The following is a 20644-nucleotide window of genomic DNA, read 5'->3' as shown; positions in this document are numbered from 1 at the left end:
CGAGTGTGGCAGGGGGGACTGACAGGGTGCCACGGCCGGGCCGGGCGGTGGGTGGTTTTTTGTCCACAGGGTGTGGACGGGCGGCGTGGTGGTGGGGGCTCGGTTGCGGCGGTGGGCCGGGGCCGGGTTCCCTTCGGCGGTGGGCGGGCGTCCCGTCTCGGCGGTGGGCGGGCGGGCGCGCGGTCCGTTCCGGCGGGGGGCCGGGTGTTCTGTTCCGGCGATGGCCGGGTGTTCGCTCCCGCGCCGGCAATGCGACGCTGAGGTACGTGAACGAGACCGTCGACCGCGCCTTCGCCGCCGCCCTCTCCTCCCTCGACGACGCCGGCCTGGACACCGGTGCCTCGCTGTTGGCCGCCGACGCCGGGGCCTGGCCGGAGACCGGGCGGGAGCTGCTGCGGCGCGGTTCCGGGTACGTACGCCAGGCCTGGGAGCGCGGCTGGCAGCCCGCCGACGTCCTCCGGCTCGTCCGGCGTGACCTGGACGAACGCCACGCCCGCCTCGCCCTCGACCTGATCGCCGCCGAGGGCCGCCGGTACGGCCCGGGGCAGCTGACCGAGCGGTGGACCGCCCAGCTCGACGAACTCGGCGGCGCCGAGGTCTGGTGGGGCGGCGACGAGCGGTACGCGCCCGAGGCCGCCCGGCGCGAGTCGGCGGACCGGTTCGCGCTGGCCACGGCCGTCCTGGAGACGCTGCGGCTGCTCGTCCGGCTGCCGTCGGTGGAGCCGGTCGGGCCGCTGCCGGGCGACCCGCTGGCGGCGCTGCCGGTGGCGCACGGCGACCCCAAGACCCTCGGCCGCATCCGGGCGCTGCTCGCGAAGGCCGAGGCCACCCCCTACCCGGAAGAGGCCGAGGCGCTCAGCGCGAAGGCCCAGGAGCTGATGGCCCGCCACACCCTCGACGAGGCGGCGGTGGCCAGGCCCGGGCAGGTGCCGGGGGCCTGCCGGATCGGGGTCGAGCCCCCGTACGAGGAGGCGAAGGCGGTGCTGCTGGACGCGGTGGCCACCGCGAACCGCTGCCGGGCGGTGTGGAACTCCGCCTACGGCTTCTCGACCGTGGTCGGCTTCGAGGGCGACCTGGAGGCCGTCGAACTCCTCCACACCTCCCTGCTGGTGCAGGGCACCCACGCGATGACGCGGGCGGAGGCGGGGCAGCGGGCCGGCGGCCGCAAGCGCACCAAGACCTTCCGGCAGTCCTTTTTCCTCGCCTACGCCTCCCGGGTCGGCCACCGGCTGGCGGAGACGGCCGAGCACGTGGTGGAGGACGCGGGGGCCGCGGACGGCGCGCTGCTGCCGGTGCTCGCGGCGCGGGACGTGGCGGTCACCTCGCGGGCGGAGGAGATGTTCCCGCGTACGACCACGACCCGCCTGCGCGGGGCCACCGACGAGGCCGGCTGGCTGGACGGCACGGCGGCCGCCGACCGCGCGGACATGGGCACGGGACGCAAGGGGCTGAACCGCGGCTGACCCGTTCAGTCCCAGGAGTTGAAGAGCAGCTCGCCCAGCACGCCCGGCCGCCAGTGGCGGACCTGGGCGAGTTCGGCGTCCGCCAGCGCGCCCAGGTCGACGCGGCTCAGCGGCGTGGCCAGCTCGTCCACCGTCAGTGACCGCAGGCCGAGCGGCTCGAAGTCGGCGGCCCAGGGCGGGGGTTCGACGTAGCCCGTGACGGGCGGGCCCGGGACGGGCGGGGAGGCGGTGAAGGCCAGCAGCGGCAGGTGCTCGTGGCGGAGCACGACGTGGGTCTCCGCGTGACGGGTGAGGGCGACCGCCTCGAAGACGGCCACGGGGTCCGTGTCCACTGAGGTGACGCGGGCGCCGGTCCGGCGGGCGATGCCGTGGCAGGTACGGAGGAACGCCGCCCGGTCGGTCGTGGCGAGCGGCTCGTCGCCGTGGCCCCGGAAGCCGGTGGCGCCGCGCGGGACGCGCATCACCGGGCCGTCTCCTCGCCGCCGGCGGGGTGCGGGGAGTTGCGGGGCGGGGCGTCGGGGAGGTCGGAGCGCAGGGCCCGGGTCTCCGCCTTGAGGATGCGGAGGGACTTGCCGAGGCCGCGGGCCATGTCGGGGAGCCTCTTCGAGCCGAAGACGAGGAGGCAGACGAGGAGCAGCAGCGCCAGGTGCCAGGGTTCGAGGGCGTTCCTGATCATGTGGGGCTCCTCCTGAGGCCGGGTGCGCCCGGTGTGCGGGCCGGATGCGGTGTGTGGGGCCGGTGCGTGGTGTGAGGCGGGTGCGCGGGCGGTGCGGTGTGGTGTGAGGGGTGGGTGTGGCGCGCGGGAGTGGCGCCCGGCCATGCAACCACCGCCGGGCGGGACCGTACAAACCTGAAGGAGTCCTGAAGAGGCGTCACAGGATGTCCCAGACCATTTCAAATCATGGTGAACCGGTACGCTCGGCACCATGAGCTGGCTGCGGGCGCTGAAGGAGACCGCCCGATCGGGGATGACCGTAGAGCGCGCCCGCCTGGAGCCGCTCGTCGCCGTCCGCGCCGCCGCCGGCCTCGCCCTCGTCATCGGTCTCGGCCTCGCGTTCCTCGGCCCGGGCGCGGCCGCCAGCTCGGCGTTCGGCGCCTTCCAGGCCGCCGTCGCGACCTTCCAGCGCAGCTGGCGCCCGCGTCCCGTGCTCGCGCTCGCGTCCGGAGTGACGCTGGCCGTGAGCACCTTCATCGGCTACCTCGTCGGCGCCTCCCACACGGTCGCCTTCCCCGCCCTGCTCGCCCTCTGGACGTTCGTTTCCGGCCTGATGTGGGCCGCCGGCCCGACCGCCGGGATCATCGCCTCGGGCAACGTGACGGTCACGCTGCCGACCTCCGTGGCCCAGGCCGCCGGCCACGCCGGGATGATCGCCCTGGGCGGGGTGGTGCAGGCGCTGCTGATCGTGCTGTTCCCGGTACGGCGGTGGGGCGCCCAGCGCGACGCGCTCGCCGACGCCCTGGCCGCCGAGGCCGACTACGCCCGGCGGCTGCGCGAAGACCCCCGCGCGGTCTTCGACCCGGCCCCGCTGATGGCCGCCCGCGACGCGGCCACCGTGACGCCGTGTCAGGCCCGGCGGCGCCCCGCGGAGCTGCACGGTGCCCGGGGCCTCGCCGAACGCATCCGGCCCGTGCTCGCACTGCTGGCCGACCCGTCGGTGGGCGCCCCCGCGGAGGGGCCCGCCCGCGACCGGGTGTGCGAACTTCTGGGCGCGGCGGCCACGGTGCTGGACGCGGCGGCGCGGGGCATCCGGCACGGGGAGCCGGTGGCGCTGCCCGGGCCCGCGCTGGCGGTGCTCAAGTCGCCCGACACCGGGGAGCTGCTGGCCGGGCCGGCCCGGCGGGCCGCTGCGCGGCTGGCGGCGCTGCTGGACGACGTCGTCGAGACCGCCGAGCCCGGTACCGGGCGGACCGCGCGCGTCGAGGAGGCGATGCTCCGGCCGACGCTGCCGCGCCTGGTGCCGCTCGTGGCGCGGGCGGTCCGCGTCGAACTGCGGCCCGGCTCACCGGTCCTGCGGCACGCGACGCGGGTGGCGGTCGTCGCCTCCGCGGGTTACCTGATCGGGCAGTGGCTGCCGTTCGGGCACGGCTACTGGGCGCCGATGGCCTCCGTGATGGTGATGCGGCCGGACTTCACGCAGACGTACTCCCGGGCGGTCGCGCGGTTCGGGGGCACGCTGGTCGGCGTCGGGCTCGCCACGGTGGTCGTGCAGGTCGCGGAGCCGGGGATGTACGTGTCCGGCGTGCTGGCGGTGATGTGTGCGGGGCTGATGTACGCCCTGATGCGCACGGGGTACGTGGTGAGCCAGGCCTGCGTCGCCGGGTACGTGGTCTTCCTGCTGGGCATGGGCGGTACGCGGTGGGACCAGACGGTGCCGGACCGGGTCGCGCTGACGCTGGTGGGCGGGCTGCTGGCGATGCTGGGGTACGCGCTGTACCCGGCCTGGGAGACGCCCCGGCTGCGCACCCGGCTGGCCGACTGGCTGGTGGCGGACGGGCGGTACGCGGCGGCCGTGCTGCGGCAGTACGCGGTGCCGGTCGCGGACGCGGGGGCGGTCCGGGCGGCGCTGCTGGACGCGCGGGCGGCGCGGGTCGCCTGGCAGGAGGCGGTGGCGCGGGCCGCCGGTGAACCCGTCCGGCACCGGGGGCTCTCCCGTACCGCGGCCGAGGACGCCGCCGCCGCGCTGGCCGCGTTCGCGCGGCACGCGATGCTCCTGGAAGCCCACAGACCGCTCCACCCCCCGCGGCCGCCGGCCGGGCCCGACGACACCGGCGCCGTGCGTGCGCCCGTCCCGGGCCCGCCCCCGGCCGCCGAACCCGTGCCGGTGCACGACGCGGTTCCGGGCGCCGGACCGGTGCCGGACGGCGTACGGGTACGGGGCTGCGCGCCCGCATCCGGGGTCGACGGCGGCCCTCCGGCTGCCGCCGCCGAAGTCGCGGCGCTGGCCGCGGCCGTGGAGGCGGTCACCGCGCGGGCGGGCCGGGCGGTGCGGGAGGGGCGGGTGCCGGAGTTCCCCGAGGTGCGGACTGTGGCGGTGGCGCTGCCCGAGGGCGCGCTGCGGACTGCGTCCGTGCAGCTGGCGGACGAGCTGGACGCGGTGGCGGAGGCCCTGCGCCCCTGACGCCCGACGAAAGATCCCCCGCCCCCCCCTTGTCCCGTTCACCGGGCTGCGCCCGGACCCGCCGGGCGGTCGCCTTCGGGCTGCGCGGTCCGTCGCCGGAATCCGGTCCGTCCACCTGGTTCCGATTCCGCAGGGAACTCCCGACACCCGGAGGAATGAATTCATGCCCCGGTGCGACACGTCACGCAAACCGCTGAAGGCCCGCCCCGACCCGCTGGATGCGGCGGAGATCACGTACCTCCACTACAAGGACACGGATCTCCTCAGGAAATTCATCTCTGACCGCGGCAAGATCCGTAGTCGCCGGGTCACGCGGATCACGGTTCAGCAGCACCGCCAACTCGCCAGTGCCTTCAAGAACGCCCGGGAAATGGCACTTTTGCCCTACCGTTCGAGGAGTGGCCGACCTCCGCGTGACCAGGGGAACACCCCGCGTGCACGTGCATCTGCCCATGCAGCGGCATGTGAACACAGCTATGATCCGGTGCAGTTGACATCTGCACTATCGGGGGCTTCCTGTGGACCACGCGTACAACGGCATGGCCGCCACAGCACTCGACGGGGTGGTCTGGCAGAAGAGCAGGCACAGCAACTCGCAGGGTTCCTGCGTGGAGTTCGCGAAACTGCCCGGGGGGAACGTCGCCGTCCGCAATTCACGGCACCCGGACGGTCCGGCGCTGGTCTATACGCCGGCCGAGATAGAGGCACTGCTCCTCGGGGTGAAGGACGGCGAGTTCGACCATCTGATCGCGCCCTGACTCCTCGCACGAAGAACGCCCGGCCTCCACACCAGGCCGGGCGTTTCCCGTGCTGACCGCCGTTCCGCGTTCCGTGCGTGCCGTGCTCTGCCGTGCTCGCCCTACTCGTGGAGTCGGAACAGCGCCCAGACCACCTTGCCGGTCAGGCGCCCCGCGAGCGGGTGCCAGCCCCAGCTGTCGCTGTACGAGTCCACCAGGAACAGTCCGCGCCCCGACTCCAGGTCGCAGTTCTCCTCGGTCCGCTCGGGCGAGAAGCCCGAGAAGCCCTCGTCCCCCGTCCCCGTCGGCGAGTCCTCGCTGGGGTCGCGCACCGCGCAGACCAGCCGGGTGCTCCACCGCATCAGGTGCAGCCGTACGTGGGACTCGTTCTCCGTGCTCCCGCCGGGGCTCCCGGGCAGCGCGTGCCGCAGGGCGTTGGTGACGAGTTCGGAGACCACCAGCGCGACGTCGTCGAACCGGTCGTCGAGGCCCCACTGGCCCAGGGTCGAGCGGGTGAACGAGCGGGCGCCCCGCACCGCTTCGAACCTGGCGGGCAGGGCGCAGGACGCGGACCCGGAGACGGCCGTGGGGTCGACCGGGGGCAGCCCCTGCCGTAAAGGCTCGAGCATGGTCGATCCATTCGTCCCCATGCGAGGCACTCCCGGGAGTCGCGGACGGAGCGGTACTGCGGGGTGGCGCCTTGCGCCCGCGCGGATTGCACGCAGGTGCGCGGCACCATGGTTCCGAATGCGTAGGGCAGATGCAAGGGCAGATGCACGTGCACGCGCCCGGGCTGTCCGTTCCCGTGATGGTTCAAGCTCATTTCTTCCTACGTCTACTTACGGACTTCTTTTCCGGGAGCGCGGATTCCGTTACAGAACGAGTACGGGCCGATGCGTTTTGGTGGCAGACTGCGGGGCTCGGGGTACGGGGGTCCCGCCGACTGGCACGAGCGATGGGGAGGGTAGGAGAAGTGACCACAGGAGAGGCATGGGGGTCCCCGACAGGGGGCGGTTCCGTGGTGCGTCGCATCCTCCTGGGATCACAGCTGCGGCGACTGCGTGAATCCCGTGGGATCACCCGTGAGGCGGCCGGTTACTCGATCCGTGCGTCCGAATCGAAGATCAGCCGCTTGGAGTTGGGAAGGGTGAGCTTCAAGGCAAGAGACGTAGAGGACCTGCTGACGCTCTACGGGGTCACCGACGGCGCGGAGCGCGAGTCGCTCCTCGGTCTCGTGCGCGAGGCCAACGCGGCGGGCTGGTGGCACAGTTACGGCGACGTGCTGCCCGGATGGTTCCAGACGTACATCGGTCTGGAGGGCGCGGCCTCGCTCATCCGCATCTACGAGGTGCAGTTCGTGCACGGTCTGCTCCAGACCGAGGCCTACGCGCACGCGGTCGTCAGCCGCGGCATGCCCGGGGCCTCCGCCGCCGAGATCGACCGGCGGGTGGCGCTGCGCCTGGAACGCCAGAAGGTACTGGTCTCCGAGAACGCCCCCTTCTTCCACGCCGTGCTCGACGAGGCGGCCCTGCGCCGTCCGTACGGCGACCGGGCGGTCATGCGGGGCCAGCTGGAGCACCTCATCGATATCTCCCAGCGGCCCAACGTACGGCTCCAGGTCATGCCGTTCAGCTTCGGCGGCCACGCCGGCGAGAGCGGGGCCTTCACGCTCCTGCGCTTCCCGGAGTCCGACCTCCAGGACATCGTCTACCTCGAACAGCTCACCAGCGCGCTCTATCTCGACAAGGATGACGAGGTCGCCCAGTACGACCGGGCGATGGAGCGCCTCCAGCAGGACTGCCCGGACCCGGACGCCACCCGGGACCTTCTCCGCGGTCTGCTCCAACTGTCTTGACACACAAGTAGGATGACGGCCATTCAGGCTCCAGTGCAGCGCAACGGTGCGCGCTCGCAGTAAGGGATGACATGTCCATATTCACCGAGCTGGCTCACCAGTACATCGACGGCGAATGGCTGGCCGGAACCGGCTCGTGGGACATCATCGACGTCAACCCCTACAACGGCGAGAAGCTCGCCGCCATCACCGTCGCCACGGTCGAGCAGGTCGACCAGGCCTACCGCGCCGCCGAGCGCGCCCAGCGGGTCTGGGCCGAGACCAGCCCGTACGCCAGACGCGCCGTGCTGGAGAAGGTGCTGAAGCTCACCGAGGAGCGCGAGGCCGAGATCGTCGAGGCGATGATCGACGAGCTCGGCGGCACCCGGCCGAAGGCGGAGTACGAGGTCCACCTCGCCAAGGAGTTCCTCCGCGAGGCCGTCCAGCTCGCCGTCCGGCCCGAGGGACGGATCCTCCCTTCGCCGGTGGACGGCAAGGAGAACCGCGTCGAGCGGCTGCCCGTCGGCGTGATCGCCGTCATCAGCCCCTTCAACTTCCCCTTCCTGGTCACCCTGAAGTCCGTCGCCCCGGCCCTCGCGCTCGGCAACGCCGTCGTGATCAAGCCGAACCAGAACGCGCCGGTGGTCGGCGGCGGCGTGATCGCCAAGCTGTTCGAGGACGCCGGTCTGCCGGCCGGCCTGCTGAACGTCCTGGTCACCGACATCGCCGAGATAGGCGACGCCCTCCTCACCCACCCCGTGCCCCGGGTGATCTCCTTCGCCGGCTCGGACCGGGTCGGCCGCCACGTCGGCGCCGTCGCGGCCCGCCACTTCAAGCGCACCGTCCTCGAACTCAGCGGCAACAGCGCCCTGGTCGTCCTCGACGACGCCGACCTCGACTACGCGGTGGACGCGGCCGTCTTCAGCCGCTTCGTCTACCAGGGCCAGGTCTGCATGGCCGCCAACCGCATCCTGGTCGACCGCTCCGTCGAGGCCGACTTCACCGAGCGCTTCGTCAAGCGGGTGCGCTCGCTCAACACCGGCGACCCGCACGAGCCCGACGTACAGATCGGCCCGCTGATCAACCCCTTCCAGGCCGAGGCCCTCACCGCGCTCGTGGACCGGGCCCTGGAGGCCGGCGCCACCGCACTCGTACGCGGCGCTACGCGCGGCAACCTGGTCGAACCCACCGTCCTGACCGGCATCCCCGAGGACTCGCCGCTGCTGGGCCAGGAGATCTTCGGGCCGGTGGCCCTGCTGGTCCCCTTCGACGGCGAGGACGAGGCCGTACGCCTGGCCAACGCCACCCCGTACGGGCTCAGCGGCGCCGTGCACACCCGGGACGTGGAGCGGGGCGTCCGCTTCGCCAAGCGCATCGAGACCGGCATGATCCACGTGAACGACTCGACCATCGGCGACGAGCCGCTGGCCGCCTTCGGGGGCGAGAAGGCCTCCGGCATGGGCCGGCTCAACGGAGAGGCCACGATCGAGGCGTTCACCACCCAGAAGTGGATCTCGATCCAGCACGGGCGCTCGCGCTTCCCGTTCTGAAAACTCGCCGGGGAACGCGCGCCATTGAGGACAGATCCTGACCGCAAGCCCCCGTAGCGTCTTTCCTGTCGGCCGGAGCGGCCGGCAGCGACACCAGGCCCTACGGAAGGACCGGTCATGGTCACCCACGTTCCCGCGGAAGCCCAGGGCGACGAGCGCGGCGCGCTGCTCTCCTTCGCCGAGGCCCAGCGCGGCGCCCTGCGCCGCTCGGTGCTCGGCCTGACCGCCGAGCAGGCCGCGAGCCGCCCGAGCGCCAGCGAGCTGTCCCTCTCGGGCCTCCTCAAGCACGTGGCCGAGACCGAGCTGAACTGGCTCCGGCTCGCCCAGCAGCGCCCCAACGAGCGGCAGCGGACCCAGGAGACCTGGGGCGACAGCTTCCGGCTGGTCGACGACGAGAGCGTGGCGGGGGTGCTGGCCTTCTGGGACGGCGTGGTCGCGGAGCTGGAGGAGTTCATCCACTCCGTGCCCAGCCTCGACGACACCTTCCCGCTGCCGCCGGCCCCCTGGTTCCCCAAGGAGGGCAAGGTCTCGATGCGCTGGCTGCTGCTCCACCTGGTCGAGGAGCACGCCCGGCACGCCGGCCACGCCGACATCATCCGCGAGTCGCTGGACGGGAAGACCGCGTTCGAACTGGTCGCCATGGCCGCAGAGACGGCCTAGCCGTGGCCTAGCCTGCCTCAGCCGGGCCGCGCCCGGTGGCGTACGGGCGGCCCGGATCCTCCGTGAGCACGCCCACGAACGGCTCGCCCTCGCCGGCGAACACGTACGCCCCGTCCTCGATCCGCCCGACCAGCCCCCGGGTCCACGCGACCTCCGCGTCGGCCGTGTGCAGCCACATGTTCATGATCTCGCCGATGTGACCGAGCCGCTCCGGGCCCTCCTCGGGCAGGTAGCGGCCGGTCACGGCGGCGCGCCAGGCGGCGAGCCGCTCCAGCCGCTCCCGCAGCAGGACGAGGACCTCCGCGCGCGGCAGGTCCACCATGAAGCCGATCGCCGCCGAGAGGGAGTCGCGGTTCTGCCCGTGGCCGGCGAGGGCCTCCCGCAGCAGCCGTACGTACTCCTCGCGGCCGGCGTCCGTCAGCTCGTACTCGGTGCGGGGCGGGCCGCCGGCCGCACTCGGCGCGACCTCGTGCGCCAGCAGCACGCCCTGCTTCGCCATCTGCTTGAGCGCGTGGTAGATCGAGCCGGGTTTGGCGTTCGACCACTCGTGGGCGCCCCAGTACTCCAGGTCGTTGCGCACCTGGTAGCCGTGCGCCCGCCCGTGCTGGCGGACCGCTCCGAGTACGAGAAGACGGATCGCGGACATGCGGACAGGCTAGGCCGTGTCTTCCGGATCGGGCCGGGCCCGGGCAGAGCGGATCAGACCGGGTGCTTGCCCTCCGGGCCGGGCCCGACCTCGGCCGGGCGGGCCCCGTACGCGGTCCCGTCGGGCTTCAGACGCATCTGCTGCCGGCCGGTCACCAGGAGCCAGGCCGGCAGCGAGGCCAGGCACAGCAGGGGCAGCAGGTCCACGGTCGGGACCAGCACGGCGGCCGTGAACAGGCTGAGCCAGGCCTCGCGGGTGGTGGCCAGCAGGACGCCGAGGACCGCGCAGCTCACCCCCAGGGCCGGCTGCACCTCGGGGACCAGCTGGCTGATCCCCAGCCCCAGCGAGACGCCCGCGAACACCGCGGGGAAGATCCGCCCGCCCCGGAACCCGGCGGCGGAGGCGGTCGTCAGCGCGGCCACCTTCACCAGGGCCATCCCCACCAGCGCTCCCGTGGAGTGGTGCGACTCGGTCAGCTGGCCGATCTGGTCCAGCCCCTTGAAGAGGGTGAGGTGCCCGCCCAGCGCCCCGAGCAGGCCCAGCACGATGCCGCCGGCGGTCAGCATGAGCACCGGGTGCCGCAGGGTGTGGAAGACGCGGTGCGCGTACGGGAAGGCATACACCCCCAGCAGCCCGAGCACGGCGCCCACCGGGGCCACGACCAGCGCCGCGGCCACGTCGCCCCAGTGCGGTCCCGAGAAGGGCGGCAGGTCGATCTGGAACACGGGCTGGGTGATCAGCGTGGTCGTGAGGCCGCCGGCACTCGCCGCGACCAGCGGCGCGAAGAGCCGGTCCCACACCGCCCAGCCCCGGGTCGCCGCGTCGGCGTCCCCCTCTTCGGCAGGGGCGGACGGGCGGCCCGCGCTCGCGGCCAGCGACTCCGACAGCACCAGCGCCGCCGCCACCGGCGTGCCGAACAGCGCCCCGATCGTCCCCGCGGCGGCCAGCGAGGCCCACAGCTTCGCAGAGCCGCCCGGCAGCAGCCGCATCCCCGCCCAGTAGGCCAGCGCGATGTTCGCGGCCGTGATCGGATTCTCGGGGCCGAGGCTGACGCCGCCGGCCAGCGACAGCATGCTCGCCAGCAGCAGCCCGGGCACCACGCCCGGCGCCAGCGGCGGGTCGACCAGTCCGGTGGTGGCCGGGTCCGGGCCCGCGTGCCCGTGCACGCGCCACACGACCAGGCCCACCGCGATGCCCGTGGCGGTCAGCACGACGAGCATCCAGAAGACGGAGTACCGCCCGACCCCGAGGGCGTCGGGCAGGGTTTCCCAGAGCACCGACTGGAGGGCGTCGGCGGCCTCGCTCACGCCGATCAGGAGCAGGCTGCAGCCGACGCCCACCACGAGCGCGGGCAGGGCGAGCTTGGCCAGCATCGGTGCGGGTCGCGTCGAGGTGGGGGCCACCGGATCACCGTATAGGCGGAAACAGAATCAAGCAGGTCGAAAGGCTGGCAAAACGGAACGGGCTTGCACCTCACGCGACGTGAGGACCCAGGCTGGAGCGCGTACCGAACGACAGGAGCGGAAAGATGAGCTACTCCGTGGGCCAGGTCGCCGGTTTCGCCGGGGTGACGGTGCGCACGCTGCACCACTACGACGAGATCGGCCTGCTCTCCCCGGGCGGCCGCAGCCACGCCGGGCACCGGCGCTACGAGGACGCCGACCTCGACAGGCTCCAGCGGATCCTGTTCTACCGGGAGCTCGGCTTTCCGCTCGACGAGGTCGCGGTCCTCCTCGACGACCCGGACACCGACCCGCAGGAGCACCTGCGCAGGCAGCACGCCCTGCTGACGGACCGGATCGACCGGCTGAAGGAGATGGCCGCGGCCGTGGAACTCGCGATGGAGGCGGACAAGATGGGCATCAACCTCACCCCGGAGGAGAAGTTCGAGGCCTTCGGGGACTTCGACCCCGACCAGTACGCGGCCGAGGCCGAGCAGCGCTGGGGGAACTCCGAGGCGTACCGGCAGTCTCAGCAGCGGGCCGCGCAGTACACCAAGGAGGACTGGCAGCGCTTCATGGCGGAGCACGAGGGCATCGCCCGTCGGATCGCCGCACTGATGGAGGAGGGCGTCCCGGCCGGCTCGGAGGCGGCGACGGACCTCGCCGAGGAGCACCGCGGCTGGATCGGGCACAGCTACGACTGCTCGTACGAGATGCACCGCTGTCTGGGTGAGATGTACGTGGCGGACCCGCGCTTCACGGCCACGTACGACCGCATCCGCCCGGGCCTCGCGGTCTACCTCCGCGAGGCGATCGACGCGAACGCCGCCCGGCGCGAAAAGTAATCGAATGGCAAAGGCCCCTGCCCGGAACCTGGAACCGGGCGGGGGTCGGGTGCGTTGATAATTGAGGCACCCCCACTGCAAGGCAGCGCCGCCGCCCCCGAACCCAGGAGTCCGGAACACGTGTACACGACGACGCTCGCGCTCGGCCCGGAGTGGCTGTCGCCGGACTATCTGATCTCCCACTTCGGGCTGATCGGCATCCTGGTGATCGTCTTCGCCGAGTCGGGTCTCTTCGCCTTCCTCCCCGGCGACTCCCTGCTGTTCACGGCCGGCCTGCTGGTCGCGAACGGCGAGTACATCAAGCAGCCGCTGTGGCTGGTGTGCACGCTGATCGTGGCCGCGGCCGTCATCGGCGACCAGGTCGGCTACCTGATCGGCAAGTACTTCGGCCCCAAGCTCTTCAGCCGCCCGAACTCCAGGGTCTTCAAGAAGGAGAATCTGGACAAGGCGCACGAATTCGTCGAGAAGTACGGGCCCAAGGCCATCGTCCTCGCCCGCTTCGTCCCGATCGTCCGCACCTTCGCGCCGATCGTCGCGGGCGCCGGCCGGATGAAGTACCGCGTGTTCTTCACGTACAACCTCGTCGGCGCCATCGGCTGGGGCGCGGGCGTCACGATCGCCGGCTACTGGCTCGGCCAGTTCGGCTTCATCAAGAACAACATCGAGCCGATCCTCATCCTGATCGTCCTCATCTCCGTCATCCCGGTCGTCTTCGAGGTCCTGAAGGCCCGCAAGGAGGCCAGGAACAACCCCGAGGCGGGCGCCGAGAACCCCGGGCAGGCGCAGCAGCGCCGCCGCCACGCCAAGCGCTAGCGGGCACGGGAGCGGTACGCGGAAGGGCCGGGACGCCCCGGGCGTCCCGGCCCTTCCGCGTACCGCGGCCCGCGTCGGCCGTCGGCCGCTAGAAGCCGCGGGTGCGCTTGGCCGACTGGCGCTTTTCCGCGGAGGTGCGGCCCGGGAGGCGGAGGAAGAGGCGGGAGACCTCGGAGCCCAGGTTCACGCCGATCGCGATGGCCAGGGCCAGGGCGGCCGCGTTCGTGAGGGAGGCGAAGCCCTTGTCGAGCCGGCCCTCCGCGATCGACAGGAGGCCGTAGTACGTCGCCGAACCCGGCAGCAGCGGGCCGATCGCGGCCGTCACGTACGGCAGGGCCGTGGCGTGCCGGTAGCGCGAGAAGAGCTGCCCGAAGAGGCCCACCAGGCCGGCGGCGACGGCCGTGGACGGCACCGGCGGGATCCCGCCCGCGTAGTGCAGCGCACCGAAGGTCACCCAGGCGACGCCGCCGTTGAGGGTCACCACCCAGACCGTCGACCAGGGCTGCTGGAGCAGGATCGCGAAGGTGAAGACCAGCACCATCGAGGCCGCGATCTGGACCGGCGGGCGCTCGGTGATCCGCAGGACCTCCTCGGGGTTCGGCGAGGTGTGCAGCTGCAGGCCCAGGTAGAGGACGACCAGCACACCGATGATGATCCCGATGAAGAGGTACATCACCTCCAGCAGCCGGGCCGACGCGGTGATGTAGTAGCCGGTCAGGCCGTCCTGGACGGCAGCGACGAGGGCCCGTCCGGGCAGCAGCGCGAAGAGCCCGCCGGTGATCACGGCGGAGGCCTTCACGTCCCATTCGAGGAGGCTGATGGCCACCCCGATCGCCGCGGGGGGCATCGCCGCGACCACGAACTGGTAGAACTCCGGCAGCCCGCGCCCGGCGCAGATCCAGGCCAGCCGGTCGCCGAGCACGGCGCCGAGTGCGGCCGCGAAGAAGACCAGCACGCCACCGCCGACGAGCGTGGAGGCCGCGCCCGCCAGCAGGCCGGCGGCGGCGGTGAGCACCCAGCCGGAGTACGGGTGCCGGTTGCGGCGGATCTCCGCCAGCCGGCGGTAGGCCTCCTCCAGGGAGACGTCGATCTCGGGCGTGCTGATGTCGTGCACCAGCCGGAAGACGGCGGCCAGCCGGGTGTAGTCCGTGCCGCGGCGCCGGACCGTGCGGTTGGCCGACACCGGGTCGTCCACCAGGGAGGGCTGGTGGGTGATCGACAGCATCGTGAAGGTGACCGTGGGCTCGCAGCGGTCCAGGCCGTAGCTGCGGGCCACCGCGAACATGGCGGCCTCGACGTCCTCGGCGCCCTCGCCGCCGGCCAGCATCAGCTCGCCGATGCGGAGGGCCAGGTCGAGCACGCGGGGCACGGCGGGACCGGCCTCGCCGTGGCGCTGGGCGGGCTCCGTCACCGGCCGGTCGCCCACCGGCATCCGGAGCATCGTGCGCATCCGGTCCTGCCAGGGGGACTCCGTCATCCGGGCGAGCGGGAAGTCCTGGCCGCCGGTGTACGCGGGCGGGGACTGCTGGGCACTGTACGTACGGGGCGGGGCGAACGCGGAGCCTTCGGGCTCGGCCGCGAGGGTCTCCAGCCCGTCCGGAACGGTGAACTCCGAGGTCGGCTGCTCGTCCTCCGGCACCGGGGCGGACTCGACGCCCTCCGGTGCTGCGAAGGCGCTCCGCGCCTCGTCCGACCGCGGTTTGCGGTCCTCTGCCCCCTCGGCCTCCGCCACGCGCACTCCTGTCCCTGGCCGCCCGGACATCAGTATGCGGAACCGTTTCGTCCATGGCGAAAGCGGGATCCGTCCAGGTGGGACGGTGCCCGTGGGCATGCGAAACGGGTGGCACTCCGTTCGTCCTGAGTGCCACCCGTCAGAGGCTGGTCGCCTGCCCTACCGGCCGTCCGCCCGCCGAAGACCGCGCGGGCGAATGAGCCGAAGGGCGCGCCGGGGCCGGTGCGCGGTGCGTCGAGACCGCGAGCGCTTCCCTGCCGGAGCCGGGTGGGTCACCGGCCCCGGCATTGAGGCGCCCGGAGGCGAAATCGCCTCAAAGAGTTCAGTGCCCGCCCTGCTCCTGAAGGCGCTTGAAGGAGCGCTCGATCTCGGCCTCGGCCTCGGTGCGGCCGACCCAGTTGGCGCCCTCGACGGACTTGCCGGGCTCCAGGTCCTTGTAGACCTCGAAGAAGTGCTGGATCTCCAGGCGGTCGAACTCGGAGATGTGGTGGATGTCGCGCAGGTGCTCGACACGCGGGTCCGAGGCCGGCACGCACAGCAGCTTGTCGTCGCCGCCCGCCTCGTCCGTCATGCGGAACATGCCGATGGCGCGGCACTTGATCAGGCAGCCCGGGAAGGTCGGCTCGTCCAGGATGACCAGGGCGTCCAGCGGGTCGCCGTCCTCGCCGAGGGTGTTCTCGACGAAGCCGTAGTCGGTCGGGTAGCTGGTCGAGGTGAAGAGGCGACGGTCCAGACGGATCCGGCCGGTCTCGTGGTCCACCTCGTACTTGTTCCGCGAACCCTTCGGGATCTCGATGGTGACGTCGAACTCCACGTCCTGCTCCTCCATGATCACGTTGCTTCGAGTGACAGCGCGTCCACCCGGGGGCCGGGGTGCCATGCTCGCGGCAAGACGCAGTGGTTAAGTGTCCCTCACGCAGTCGTGTGATCGCGAAAGGGGCTGGTCCGAGGTGCCGCTGACAAGGACGTGGCAGCTCGCCGCGGGGTCGGCCGTGGCGGGCCTCGCCCTGGCGGTCGGCGCCGTTGCCGCGGCCGGGCCCTGGGACTCGGGCCAGCGTAAGGCCGAGCGGGACTGGGCCGCGGCCCGGGGCGGCACGGGTGGCGCAGATCACGGCCTCCAGGCCGGTCCCGGCCAGGCCCCGGGGGGCCTCCCGCAGCCCGTGGCGGCGCCCAGCGCGCCCGGGGTGCTGCAGGGGCTCGGCACCGCCGCGGCCACCCCGGCCAAGGCGACCGCGCTGGCGAAGGCGCTGGCCCCGCTGCTCGGCGACGCCGGCCTGGGGACCACCCGCACCGCCTGCGTCGTGGACGTGGCCACCGGCCGGCTGCTGTACGGCTCCGACGAGGCACGCCCCATGACCCCGGCCTCCACCACCAAGATCGCGACCGCCCTGGCGGTCCTCGCGGCCCGCGGCTCCGAATACCGCATCGAGACCCGGGTGCTCGCCGACCCCGACGCCCGTCGCGTCGTCCTGGTCGGCGGCGGCGACCCGACCCTCACCGCCCGCACCCCCCGGGGCGCGGGCGGCCCCGCCGCCGGCACCCCCGGCCCCCCGCCGCCCCCCACCGGCACACCGGCCACCCCCGCCACGGACCCCGCCACGGCCGCCCCCGCCTCCCCGCGCCCCCTGCTCCCCGCCCCCGGCCCCGCCGCGCCCCCGGCCGCCCTGCGCGCCTCCGGCGGCCCCGGCGCCACCGGCGGCAGCCTCGTCGAGCTCGCCGACCAGACCGCCCGGCAGCTCAGGGCCCGCGGCGTGACCTCCGTACGGGTGCACTACGACGCGGGCCTCTACTCGGGACCCGCCACCCACCCCATCGGCGCCGGCAACGAGAACATCGCCCCCGTCAGCGCCCTGATGGCCGACGAGGGCCGCCTGGACGGCTCCGCGGCCGGCCCCGCCCCCCGCGCCCAGGACCCGGCGGCAGCGGCAGCCCGCACCTTCGCCGGACTGCTCGGCGACCGCGGCGTACGCGTGACCGGCGACCCGGCACCCGGCCGCCCCGCCCCCCGGGCCGCCCCGGTCGCCGCCACCGCGTCCGCGCCCCTCTCCGTACTGGTCGAACGCATGCTGACCGAGAGCGACAACGACCTGGCCGAGGCCCTGGCCCGCCAGACGGCCCTCGCCGCCGGACAACCCGCCAGCTTCGAAGGCGCCGAACGCGCCGTCACCACCCGGCTCCGCGGCCTCGGCATCGACCTGCGCGGCGCCCGCTTCGCCGACGGCAGCGGCCTCAGCCGGCAGGACCGGGTCAGCGCGGCCCAGCTCACGGCCCTCCTCGCGCGGGCGGCCGACCCGGCCCGCGCCGAACTGCGGCCCGTGCTCACCGGACTGCCGGTGGCCGGCTTCACCGGCACCCTCCGCGCCCGCAACGCCGACGGCTCCCCCGCCGCCGGGCTGCTGCGCGCCAAGACCGGCACGCTCAAGGGCGTCAACTCCCTGGCCGGCACCGTGGTCGACCCGTCCGGACGACTGCTGGCCTTCGCGTTCCTCGCCGACGGCACCCCCGGCCCCGGCGCCGCCCAGCCCGCCCTGGACCGCCTCGCCGCGGCCGTCGCCACCACGACCCAGTGAGGCCGCACCCCTCTACGGATGGCCGTTCGTCCACGTACGGTTGACGTATGACGAGCATCGGTGGTGCGGAGATGGTCGACTGGAACCTCGCGGTCTCGACCGCGACCCGCCTGGTCCGGCCCGGCCCTGAGGTCACCCGGGACGAGGCACGGGCCGTGGTGGCCGAGCTCCGGCGGCACGCCGAGGCGGCCGAGGCGCACGTGCGCGGCTTCGTGCGGATGATGCCCGAGGACACACCGGTGGCGGACACCCCCGTGCTCGTCGTCGACCGCGCCGGCTGGGCCAAGGCCAACGTCGCCGGCTTCCGCGAACTGCTCAAACCGCTGCTCGACAGGATGCAGGAACGCCGCGGCAGCACCGGCGGCGTGCTCGGCGCCGTCGGCGGCAAGGTCACCGGCGTCGAGCTCGGGATGCTGCTCAGCTTCCTCGCCTCCCGCGTCCTCGGCCAGTACGAGACCTTCGCGCCGGTCAGCCGCGACCTGCCCGGCTCCACCACCACCGGCGGCGGGCGGCTGCTGCTGGTCGCGCCCAACATCGTCCACGTCGAGCGGGAGCTGGACGTCGCCCCGCACGACTTCCGCCTCTGGGTCTGCCTGCACGAGGAGACCCACCGCACCCAGTTCACCGCCGTGCCCTGGCTGCGGGACCACCTCGAAGGCGAGATCCAGGCCTTCCTCGGCGCCACCGAGATGGACCCCTCGACCGTCCTGGAGCGGCTGCGGGAGGCCGCCCAGGCCTTCGCCGGCGCCCGTCCCGAGGACGAGGCGGCGGACGGCGGCCGCTCGCTGGTCGAGGTCGTGCAGACCCCCGAACAGCGCGAGATCCTCGGCCGCCTCACCGCCGTGATGTCCCTGCTCGAAGGCCACGCCGACTTCGTCATGGACGGGGTCGGGCCCGCGGTCGTGCCCTCCGTCGCGGAGATCCGCGAGAAGTTCCAGAAGCGCCGCGCCAGCGGCGCCGGCCGGCTCGACGCAGCGCTGCGCAGGCTCCTCGGGCTCGACGCCAAGCTCCGCCAGTACCGCGACGGCGAGCGCTTCGTCAGCGCCGTCGTGAACCAGGTCGGCATGGACGGCTTCAACCGCGTCTGGACCTCCCCGAACACCCTCCCCACCAAGGCGGAGATCGCCAGCCCCGCCGACTGGGTCCAGCGGGTGCACCGCAAGGCGAGTGAACCGGAGTGACGCAAAGCGACCACTGATGTCTCCCAGAGCGGCTCAGCATCACCCATCCGAGGGACCGTGAGCCGTGGATAGGCGTGCGATGCTCAGGGAACGGCTCGGCTCTGTCACCATCGACGCACTCTGAGTGACGTCCCGGTCTCCGGGTCCAGGCTCCGGACCCCTGCTCCGGGCCCACTCCCGAGCGCACCACCCGAGCACCACCCCGAGGCATCCCAACTCCACCGAAGGGCACCGGACATGGGTCCCCATCCTGCGGTCGCGGCGATACGCCTGGCGGTCCGCCGCGTACTCCACGACGTACTCACCGACCACGAGCAGCGCCACCCCGGCACCACGGGCGCCACCCGCCCCCTGGTGCTCGTCGCCTGCTCCGGCGGCGCCGACTCCATGGCACTCGCCTCCGCACTCGCCTTCGAGGCCCCCAAGCTCTCCGTCCGCGCCGGCGGCATCACCGTCGACCACGGGCTCCAGCCCGGCTCGGACCTGCGCGCGGCCGAGGTCGTCACCCGACTGACCGCGCTCCGCCTCGACCCGGTCGAATCCGTCGCCGTGCGCGTCGGCCGCGACGGCGGACCCGAGGCCGCCGCCCGCGACGCCCGGTACGCCGCCCTGGACGAGGCCGCCGAGCGGCTCGGCGCCGCCGCGATCCTGCTCGGCCACACCCGCGACGACCAGGCGGAGACCGTACTGCTCGGCCTCGCCCGCGGCTCCGGCATCCGCTCCCTGTCCGGCATGGCCGAGAAGTCCGCCGGCACCGGATCGGGCGCCACCGGCCGCTACCGCCGCCCCTTCCTCAACATCGACCGGCAGACCGCCCGCAAGGCCTGCATGGTCCAGTCCCTGCCCGTCTGGGACGACCCCCACAACGCGGACCCCGCCTACACCCGCTCCCGGCTGCGCCACGAGGGGCTGCCCGCCCTCGAGAAGGCCCTCGGCAAGGGAGTCGTGGAGGCGCTCGCACGCACCGCCCAGCTCTCCCGGGACGACGCCGACGCGCTCGACGCCTGGGCCGCCCAGGCCGACACGTCCGTACGCGACGACGCGGGCCAGCTGGAGTGCGCCAAGCTGTACGCCCTGCCCCCGGCCGTACGCCGCCGGGTGCTGCGCCGGGCGGTCGTCGCGGCCGGATCCCCCGCCGGATCGCTCTTCGCCCGTCACATCGAGGAAGTCGACCGGCTGATCACCGGATGGCGCGGTCAGGGAGCCATCAACCTGCCCGGCCGCGTCGAGGCCCAGCGGCAGGGTGGCAGACTTGTCATCCGGCAGGGCTGAAGCACGGCTGAGTCCTCCGGGGCCTCCCCGGAACCCCGGCCGACAACGAAAGTGATACGGGTGGACGAGAAGGACATGGGCAACGACCTGGCGTCGGTGCTCATCACCAAGGAAGAGATCGACGCGAAGCTGGCCGAGCTGGCCGCGAAGATCGACGCGGAGTACGCGGGCAAGGACCTGCTCATCGTCGGTGTCCTCAAGGGCGCCGTGATGGTGATGGCGGACCTGGCACGCGCCTTGTCCACCCCGCTCACCATGGACTGGATGGCCGTCTCCTCGTACGGCGCGGGCACGCAGTCCTCGGGCGTGGTCCGGATCCTCAAGGACCTGGACACCGACATCAAGGGCAAGCACGTCCTGATCGTCGAGGACATCATCGACTCGGGCCTGACGCTGTCCTGGCTGCTGTCGAACCTCGGCTCGCGCGAGCCGGCCTCCCTGGAGGTCGTCACGCTGCTCCGCAAGCCCGACGCGGCCAAGGTCGCGATCGACGTGAAGTGGGTCGGCTTCGACATCCCGAACGAGTTCGTCGTGGGCTACGGCCTCGACTACGCGGAGAAGTACCGCAACCTCCCGTTCGTGGGCACGCTCGCCCCGCACGTCTACGGCGGCTGACGGCCACGCTGCACGGCACCCCGGCGGCTCCGCGCCGCCGGGGAACCCCTCCCGCGTTCCCGCCGTTGGAGCATGCGAAGGCGGATTTGTCAGCCGTCCCATCAGGCCACGGGTGACAATGCTGGGGTACCTTCCGAAGAACAGTCTTTACTCACAGCAGCATTT

At 73.1% G+C, this 20644-nt stretch carries 18 protein-coding genes and 2 pseudogenes; 13 read left to right on the top strand and 7 right to left on the bottom strand.

From position 1 onward, the window contains the following. Positions 1-266 precede the first annotated feature (266 nt). Entirely contained in the window at positions 267-1463 is a 1197-nt protein-coding gene (locus ACIF6F_RS16040; protein WP_399946770.1) for a DUF2786 domain-containing protein, read from the top strand. Positions 1464-1468: 5 nt separating this feature from the next. Here the strand turns inward: ACIF6F_RS16040 and ACIF6F_RS16035 are convergent, their stop codons facing one another. Together ACIF6F_RS16035 and tatA are read right to left on the bottom strand one after the other, a co-directional pair. Next, on the bottom strand, positions 1469-1924 hold the full coding sequence (locus tag ACIF6F_RS16035; protein WP_399946768.1) for a hypothetical protein: 456 nt from the start codon (positions 1922-1924) through the stop codon (positions 1469-1471). After that, positions 1924-2139: a Sec-independent protein translocase subunit TatA gene (gene tatA / locus ACIF6F_RS16030; protein ID WP_399946765.1), complete on the bottom strand. Its 216-nt coding sequence runs from the start codon at positions 2137-2139 to the stop codon at positions 1924-1926. The genes ACIF6F_RS16035 and tatA overlap by 1 nt, the downstream gene beginning before the upstream one ends. A 250-nt stretch (positions 2140-2389) precedes the next feature. On the opposite strand from tatA, the gene ACIF6F_RS16025 reads away from it, so the two are divergent. The 3 genes and pseudogenes from ACIF6F_RS16025 to ACIF6F_RS16015 all read left to right on the top strand — a co-directional run bounded on the left by ACIF6F_RS16025 (position 2390) and on the right by ACIF6F_RS16015 (position 5340). Next, positions 2390-4582 carry an FUSC family protein gene (locus tag ACIF6F_RS16025; RefSeq protein ID WP_399946763.1) on the top strand — a complete coding sequence of 731 codons (2193 nt, stop codon included), beginning with the start codon at positions 2390-2392 and terminating at the stop codon, positions 4580-4582. 163 nt (positions 4583-4745) lie between these two features. Further along, positions 4746-4979 (top strand): annotated as a pseudogene (gene rpsR, locus ACIF6F_RS16020) (30S ribosomal protein S18); the annotation flags it as partial. Positions 4980-5100: 121 nt separating this feature from the next. Beyond that, positions 5101-5340, top strand: coding sequence for a DUF397 domain-containing protein (locus ACIF6F_RS16015; protein ID WP_399946760.1), 240 nt, complete (start codon positions 5101-5103; stop codon positions 5338-5340). Positions 5341-5441: 101 nt separating this feature from the next. Here the strand turns inward: ACIF6F_RS16015 and ACIF6F_RS16010 are convergent, their stop codons facing one another. Next, the gene (locus ACIF6F_RS16010) at positions 5442-5969 is read right to left on the bottom strand and encodes an ATP-binding protein (protein WP_399946758.1); all 528 of its coding nucleotides are present in this window, start codon (positions 5967-5969) and stop codon (positions 5442-5444) included. A gap of 305 nt (positions 5970-6274) precedes the next feature. On the opposite strand from ACIF6F_RS16010, the gene ACIF6F_RS16005 reads away from it, so the two are divergent. The 3 genes from ACIF6F_RS16005 (at position 6275) to ACIF6F_RS15995 (ending at position 9363) form a co-directional block, all read left to right on the top strand. Next, complete coding sequence (locus tag ACIF6F_RS16005) at positions 6275-7174, top strand: helix-turn-helix domain-containing protein (protein ID WP_399946756.1); 900 nt, start codon at positions 6275-6277, stop codon at positions 7172-7174. A 71-nt stretch (positions 7175-7245) separates the two neighbouring features. After that, on the top strand, positions 7246-8703 hold the full coding sequence (locus tag ACIF6F_RS16000) for an aldehyde dehydrogenase family protein (protein ID WP_399946753.1): 1458 nt from the start codon (positions 7246-7248) through the stop codon (positions 8701-8703). Between the two features lie 117 nt (positions 8704-8820). Then, positions 8821-9363, top strand: coding sequence for a DinB family protein (locus ACIF6F_RS15995; RefSeq protein ID WP_399946750.1), 543 nt, complete (start codon positions 8821-8823; stop codon positions 9361-9363). A 7-nt stretch (positions 9364-9370) separates the two neighbouring features. Here ACIF6F_RS15995 and ACIF6F_RS15990 read toward each other — a convergent pair whose 3' ends face one another. Both ACIF6F_RS15990 and ACIF6F_RS15985 read right to left on the bottom strand, forming a co-directional pair. Next, positions 9371-10009 carry a PadR family transcriptional regulator gene (locus ACIF6F_RS15990; RefSeq protein ID WP_399946747.1) on the bottom strand — a complete coding sequence of 213 codons (639 nt, stop codon included), beginning with the start codon at positions 10007-10009 and terminating at the stop codon, positions 9371-9373. A gap of 53 nt (positions 10010-10062) precedes the next feature. Next, entirely contained in the window at positions 10063-11382 is a 1320-nt protein-coding gene (locus tag ACIF6F_RS15985) for an ion channel protein (protein ID WP_399947254.1), read from the bottom strand. Between the two features lie 155 nt (positions 11383-11537). On the opposite strand from ACIF6F_RS15985, the gene ACIF6F_RS15980 reads away from it, so the two are divergent. Both ACIF6F_RS15980 and ACIF6F_RS15975 read left to right on the top strand, forming a co-directional pair. Next, complete coding sequence (locus ACIF6F_RS15980; RefSeq protein ID WP_399946745.1) at positions 11538-12296, top strand: MerR family transcriptional regulator; 759 nt, start codon at positions 11538-11540, stop codon at positions 12294-12296. A gap of 120 nt (positions 12297-12416) precedes the next feature. Beyond that, positions 12417-13085: pseudogene (locus ACIF6F_RS15975) on the top strand (DedA family protein); the annotation flags it as partial. 112 nt (positions 13086-13197) lie between these two features. Here ACIF6F_RS15975 and ACIF6F_RS15970 read toward each other — a convergent pair. Further along, a complete protein-coding gene (locus ACIF6F_RS15970) occupies positions 13198-14871 on the bottom strand; it encodes a threonine/serine exporter ThrE family protein (RefSeq protein ID WP_399946742.1) in 1674 nt (557 codons plus the stop codon). Between the two features lie 292 nt (positions 14872-15163). Continuing rightward, positions 15164-15655 (bottom strand): inorganic diphosphatase, encoded by a 492-nt coding sequence (locus tag ACIF6F_RS15965; protein WP_125541818.1) that lies wholly within the window; start codon positions 15653-15655, stop codon positions 15164-15166. Positions 15656-15791: 136 nt separating this feature from the next. Between ACIF6F_RS15965 and dacB the strand changes: the two genes are divergently transcribed. The 4 genes from dacB to hpt all read left to right on the top strand — a co-directional run bounded on the left by dacB (position 15792) and on the right by hpt (position 20479). Continuing rightward, positions 15792-17411, top strand: a complete 1620-nt coding sequence (gene dacB / locus ACIF6F_RS15960) for a D-alanyl-D-alanine carboxypeptidase/D-alanyl-D-alanine-endopeptidase (RefSeq protein WP_399946739.1) — start codon at positions 15792-15794, stop codon at positions 17409-17411. Between the two features lie 47 nt (positions 17412-17458). Then, positions 17459-18592: a zinc-dependent metalloprotease gene (locus ACIF6F_RS15955; protein ID WP_399946737.1), complete on the top strand. Its 1134-nt coding sequence runs from the start codon at positions 17459-17461 to the stop codon at positions 18590-18592. 237 nt (positions 18593-18829) lie between these two features. Beyond that, positions 18830-19864, top strand: a complete 1035-nt coding sequence (tilS, locus tag ACIF6F_RS15950) for a tRNA lysidine(34) synthetase TilS (protein ID WP_399946734.1) — start codon at positions 18830-18832, stop codon at positions 19862-19864. Between the two features lie 75 nt (positions 19865-19939). Next, positions 19940-20479 carry a hypoxanthine phosphoribosyltransferase gene (hpt, locus tag ACIF6F_RS15945; RefSeq protein ID WP_399947252.1) on the top strand — a complete coding sequence of 180 codons (540 nt, stop codon included), beginning with the start codon at positions 19940-19942 and terminating at the stop codon, positions 20477-20479. Positions 20480-20644 lie beyond the last annotated feature (165 nt).

This window comes from Streptomyces sp. NPDC086023 (assembly GCF_044540325.1).
GTDB lineage: Bacteria > Actinomycetota > Actinomycetes > Streptomycetales > Streptomycetaceae > Streptomyces.
The sequence above is the reverse complement of the archived record's forward strand: the minus strand, read 5'-3'. Positions and strand labels throughout refer to the sequence as shown.

Bases quoted from the DNA above. Each gene is read 5' to 3' on its own strand.
- ACIF6F_RS16035 (WP_399946768.1), bottom strand. From the start codon at position 1,924: ATGCGCGTCCCGCGCGGCGCCACCGGCTTCCGGGGCCACGGCGACGAG.
- ACIF6F_RS15990 (WP_399946747.1), bottom strand. From the start codon at position 10,009: ATGTCCGCGATCCGTCTTCTCGTACTCGGAGCGGTCCGCCAGCACGGG.
- ACIF6F_RS15980 (WP_399946745.1), top strand. From the start codon at position 11,538: ATGAGCTACTCCGTGGGCCAGGTCGCCGGTTTCGCCGGGGTGACGGTG.
- ACIF6F_RS15985 (WP_399947254.1), bottom strand. From the start codon at position 11,382: ATGCTGGCCAAGCTCGCCCTGCCCGCGCTCGTGGTGGGCGTCGGCTGC.
- tilS (WP_399946734.1), top strand. From the start codon at position 18,830: ATGGGTCCCCATCCTGCGGTCGCGGCGATACGCCTGGCGGTCCGCCGC.
- hpt (WP_399947252.1), top strand. From the start codon at position 19,940: ATGGGCAACGACCTGGCGTCGGTGCTCATCACCAAGGAAGAGATCGAC.
- ACIF6F_RS16025 (WP_399946763.1), top strand. From the start codon at position 2,390: ATGAGCTGGCTGCGGGCGCTGAAGGAGACCGCCCGATCGGGGATGACC.
- ACIF6F_RS15995 (WP_399946750.1), top strand. From the start codon at position 8,821: ATGGTCACCCACGTTCCCGCGGAAGCCCAGGGCGACGAGCGCGGCGCG.
- ACIF6F_RS15955 (WP_399946737.1), top strand. From the start codon at position 17,459: ATGACGAGCATCGGTGGTGCGGAGATGGTCGACTGGAACCTCGCGGTC.
- tatA (WP_399946765.1), bottom strand. From the start codon at position 2,139: ATGATCAGGAACGCCCTCGAACCCTGGCACCTGGCGCTGCTGCTCCTC.
- ACIF6F_RS15970 (WP_399946742.1), bottom strand. From the start codon at position 14,871: ATGTCCGGGCGGCCAGGGACAGGAGTGCGCGTGGCGGAGGCCGAGGGG.
- ACIF6F_RS16000 (WP_399946753.1), top strand. From the start codon at position 7,246: ATGTCCATATTCACCGAGCTGGCTCACCAGTACATCGACGGCGAATGG.
- ACIF6F_RS16010 (WP_399946758.1), bottom strand. From the start codon at position 5,969: ATGGGGACGAATGGATCGACCATGCTCGAGCCTTTACGGCAGGGGCTG.
- ACIF6F_RS16005 (WP_399946756.1), top strand. From the start codon at position 6,275: ATGGGGAGGGTAGGAGAAGTGACCACAGGAGAGGCATGGGGGTCCCCG.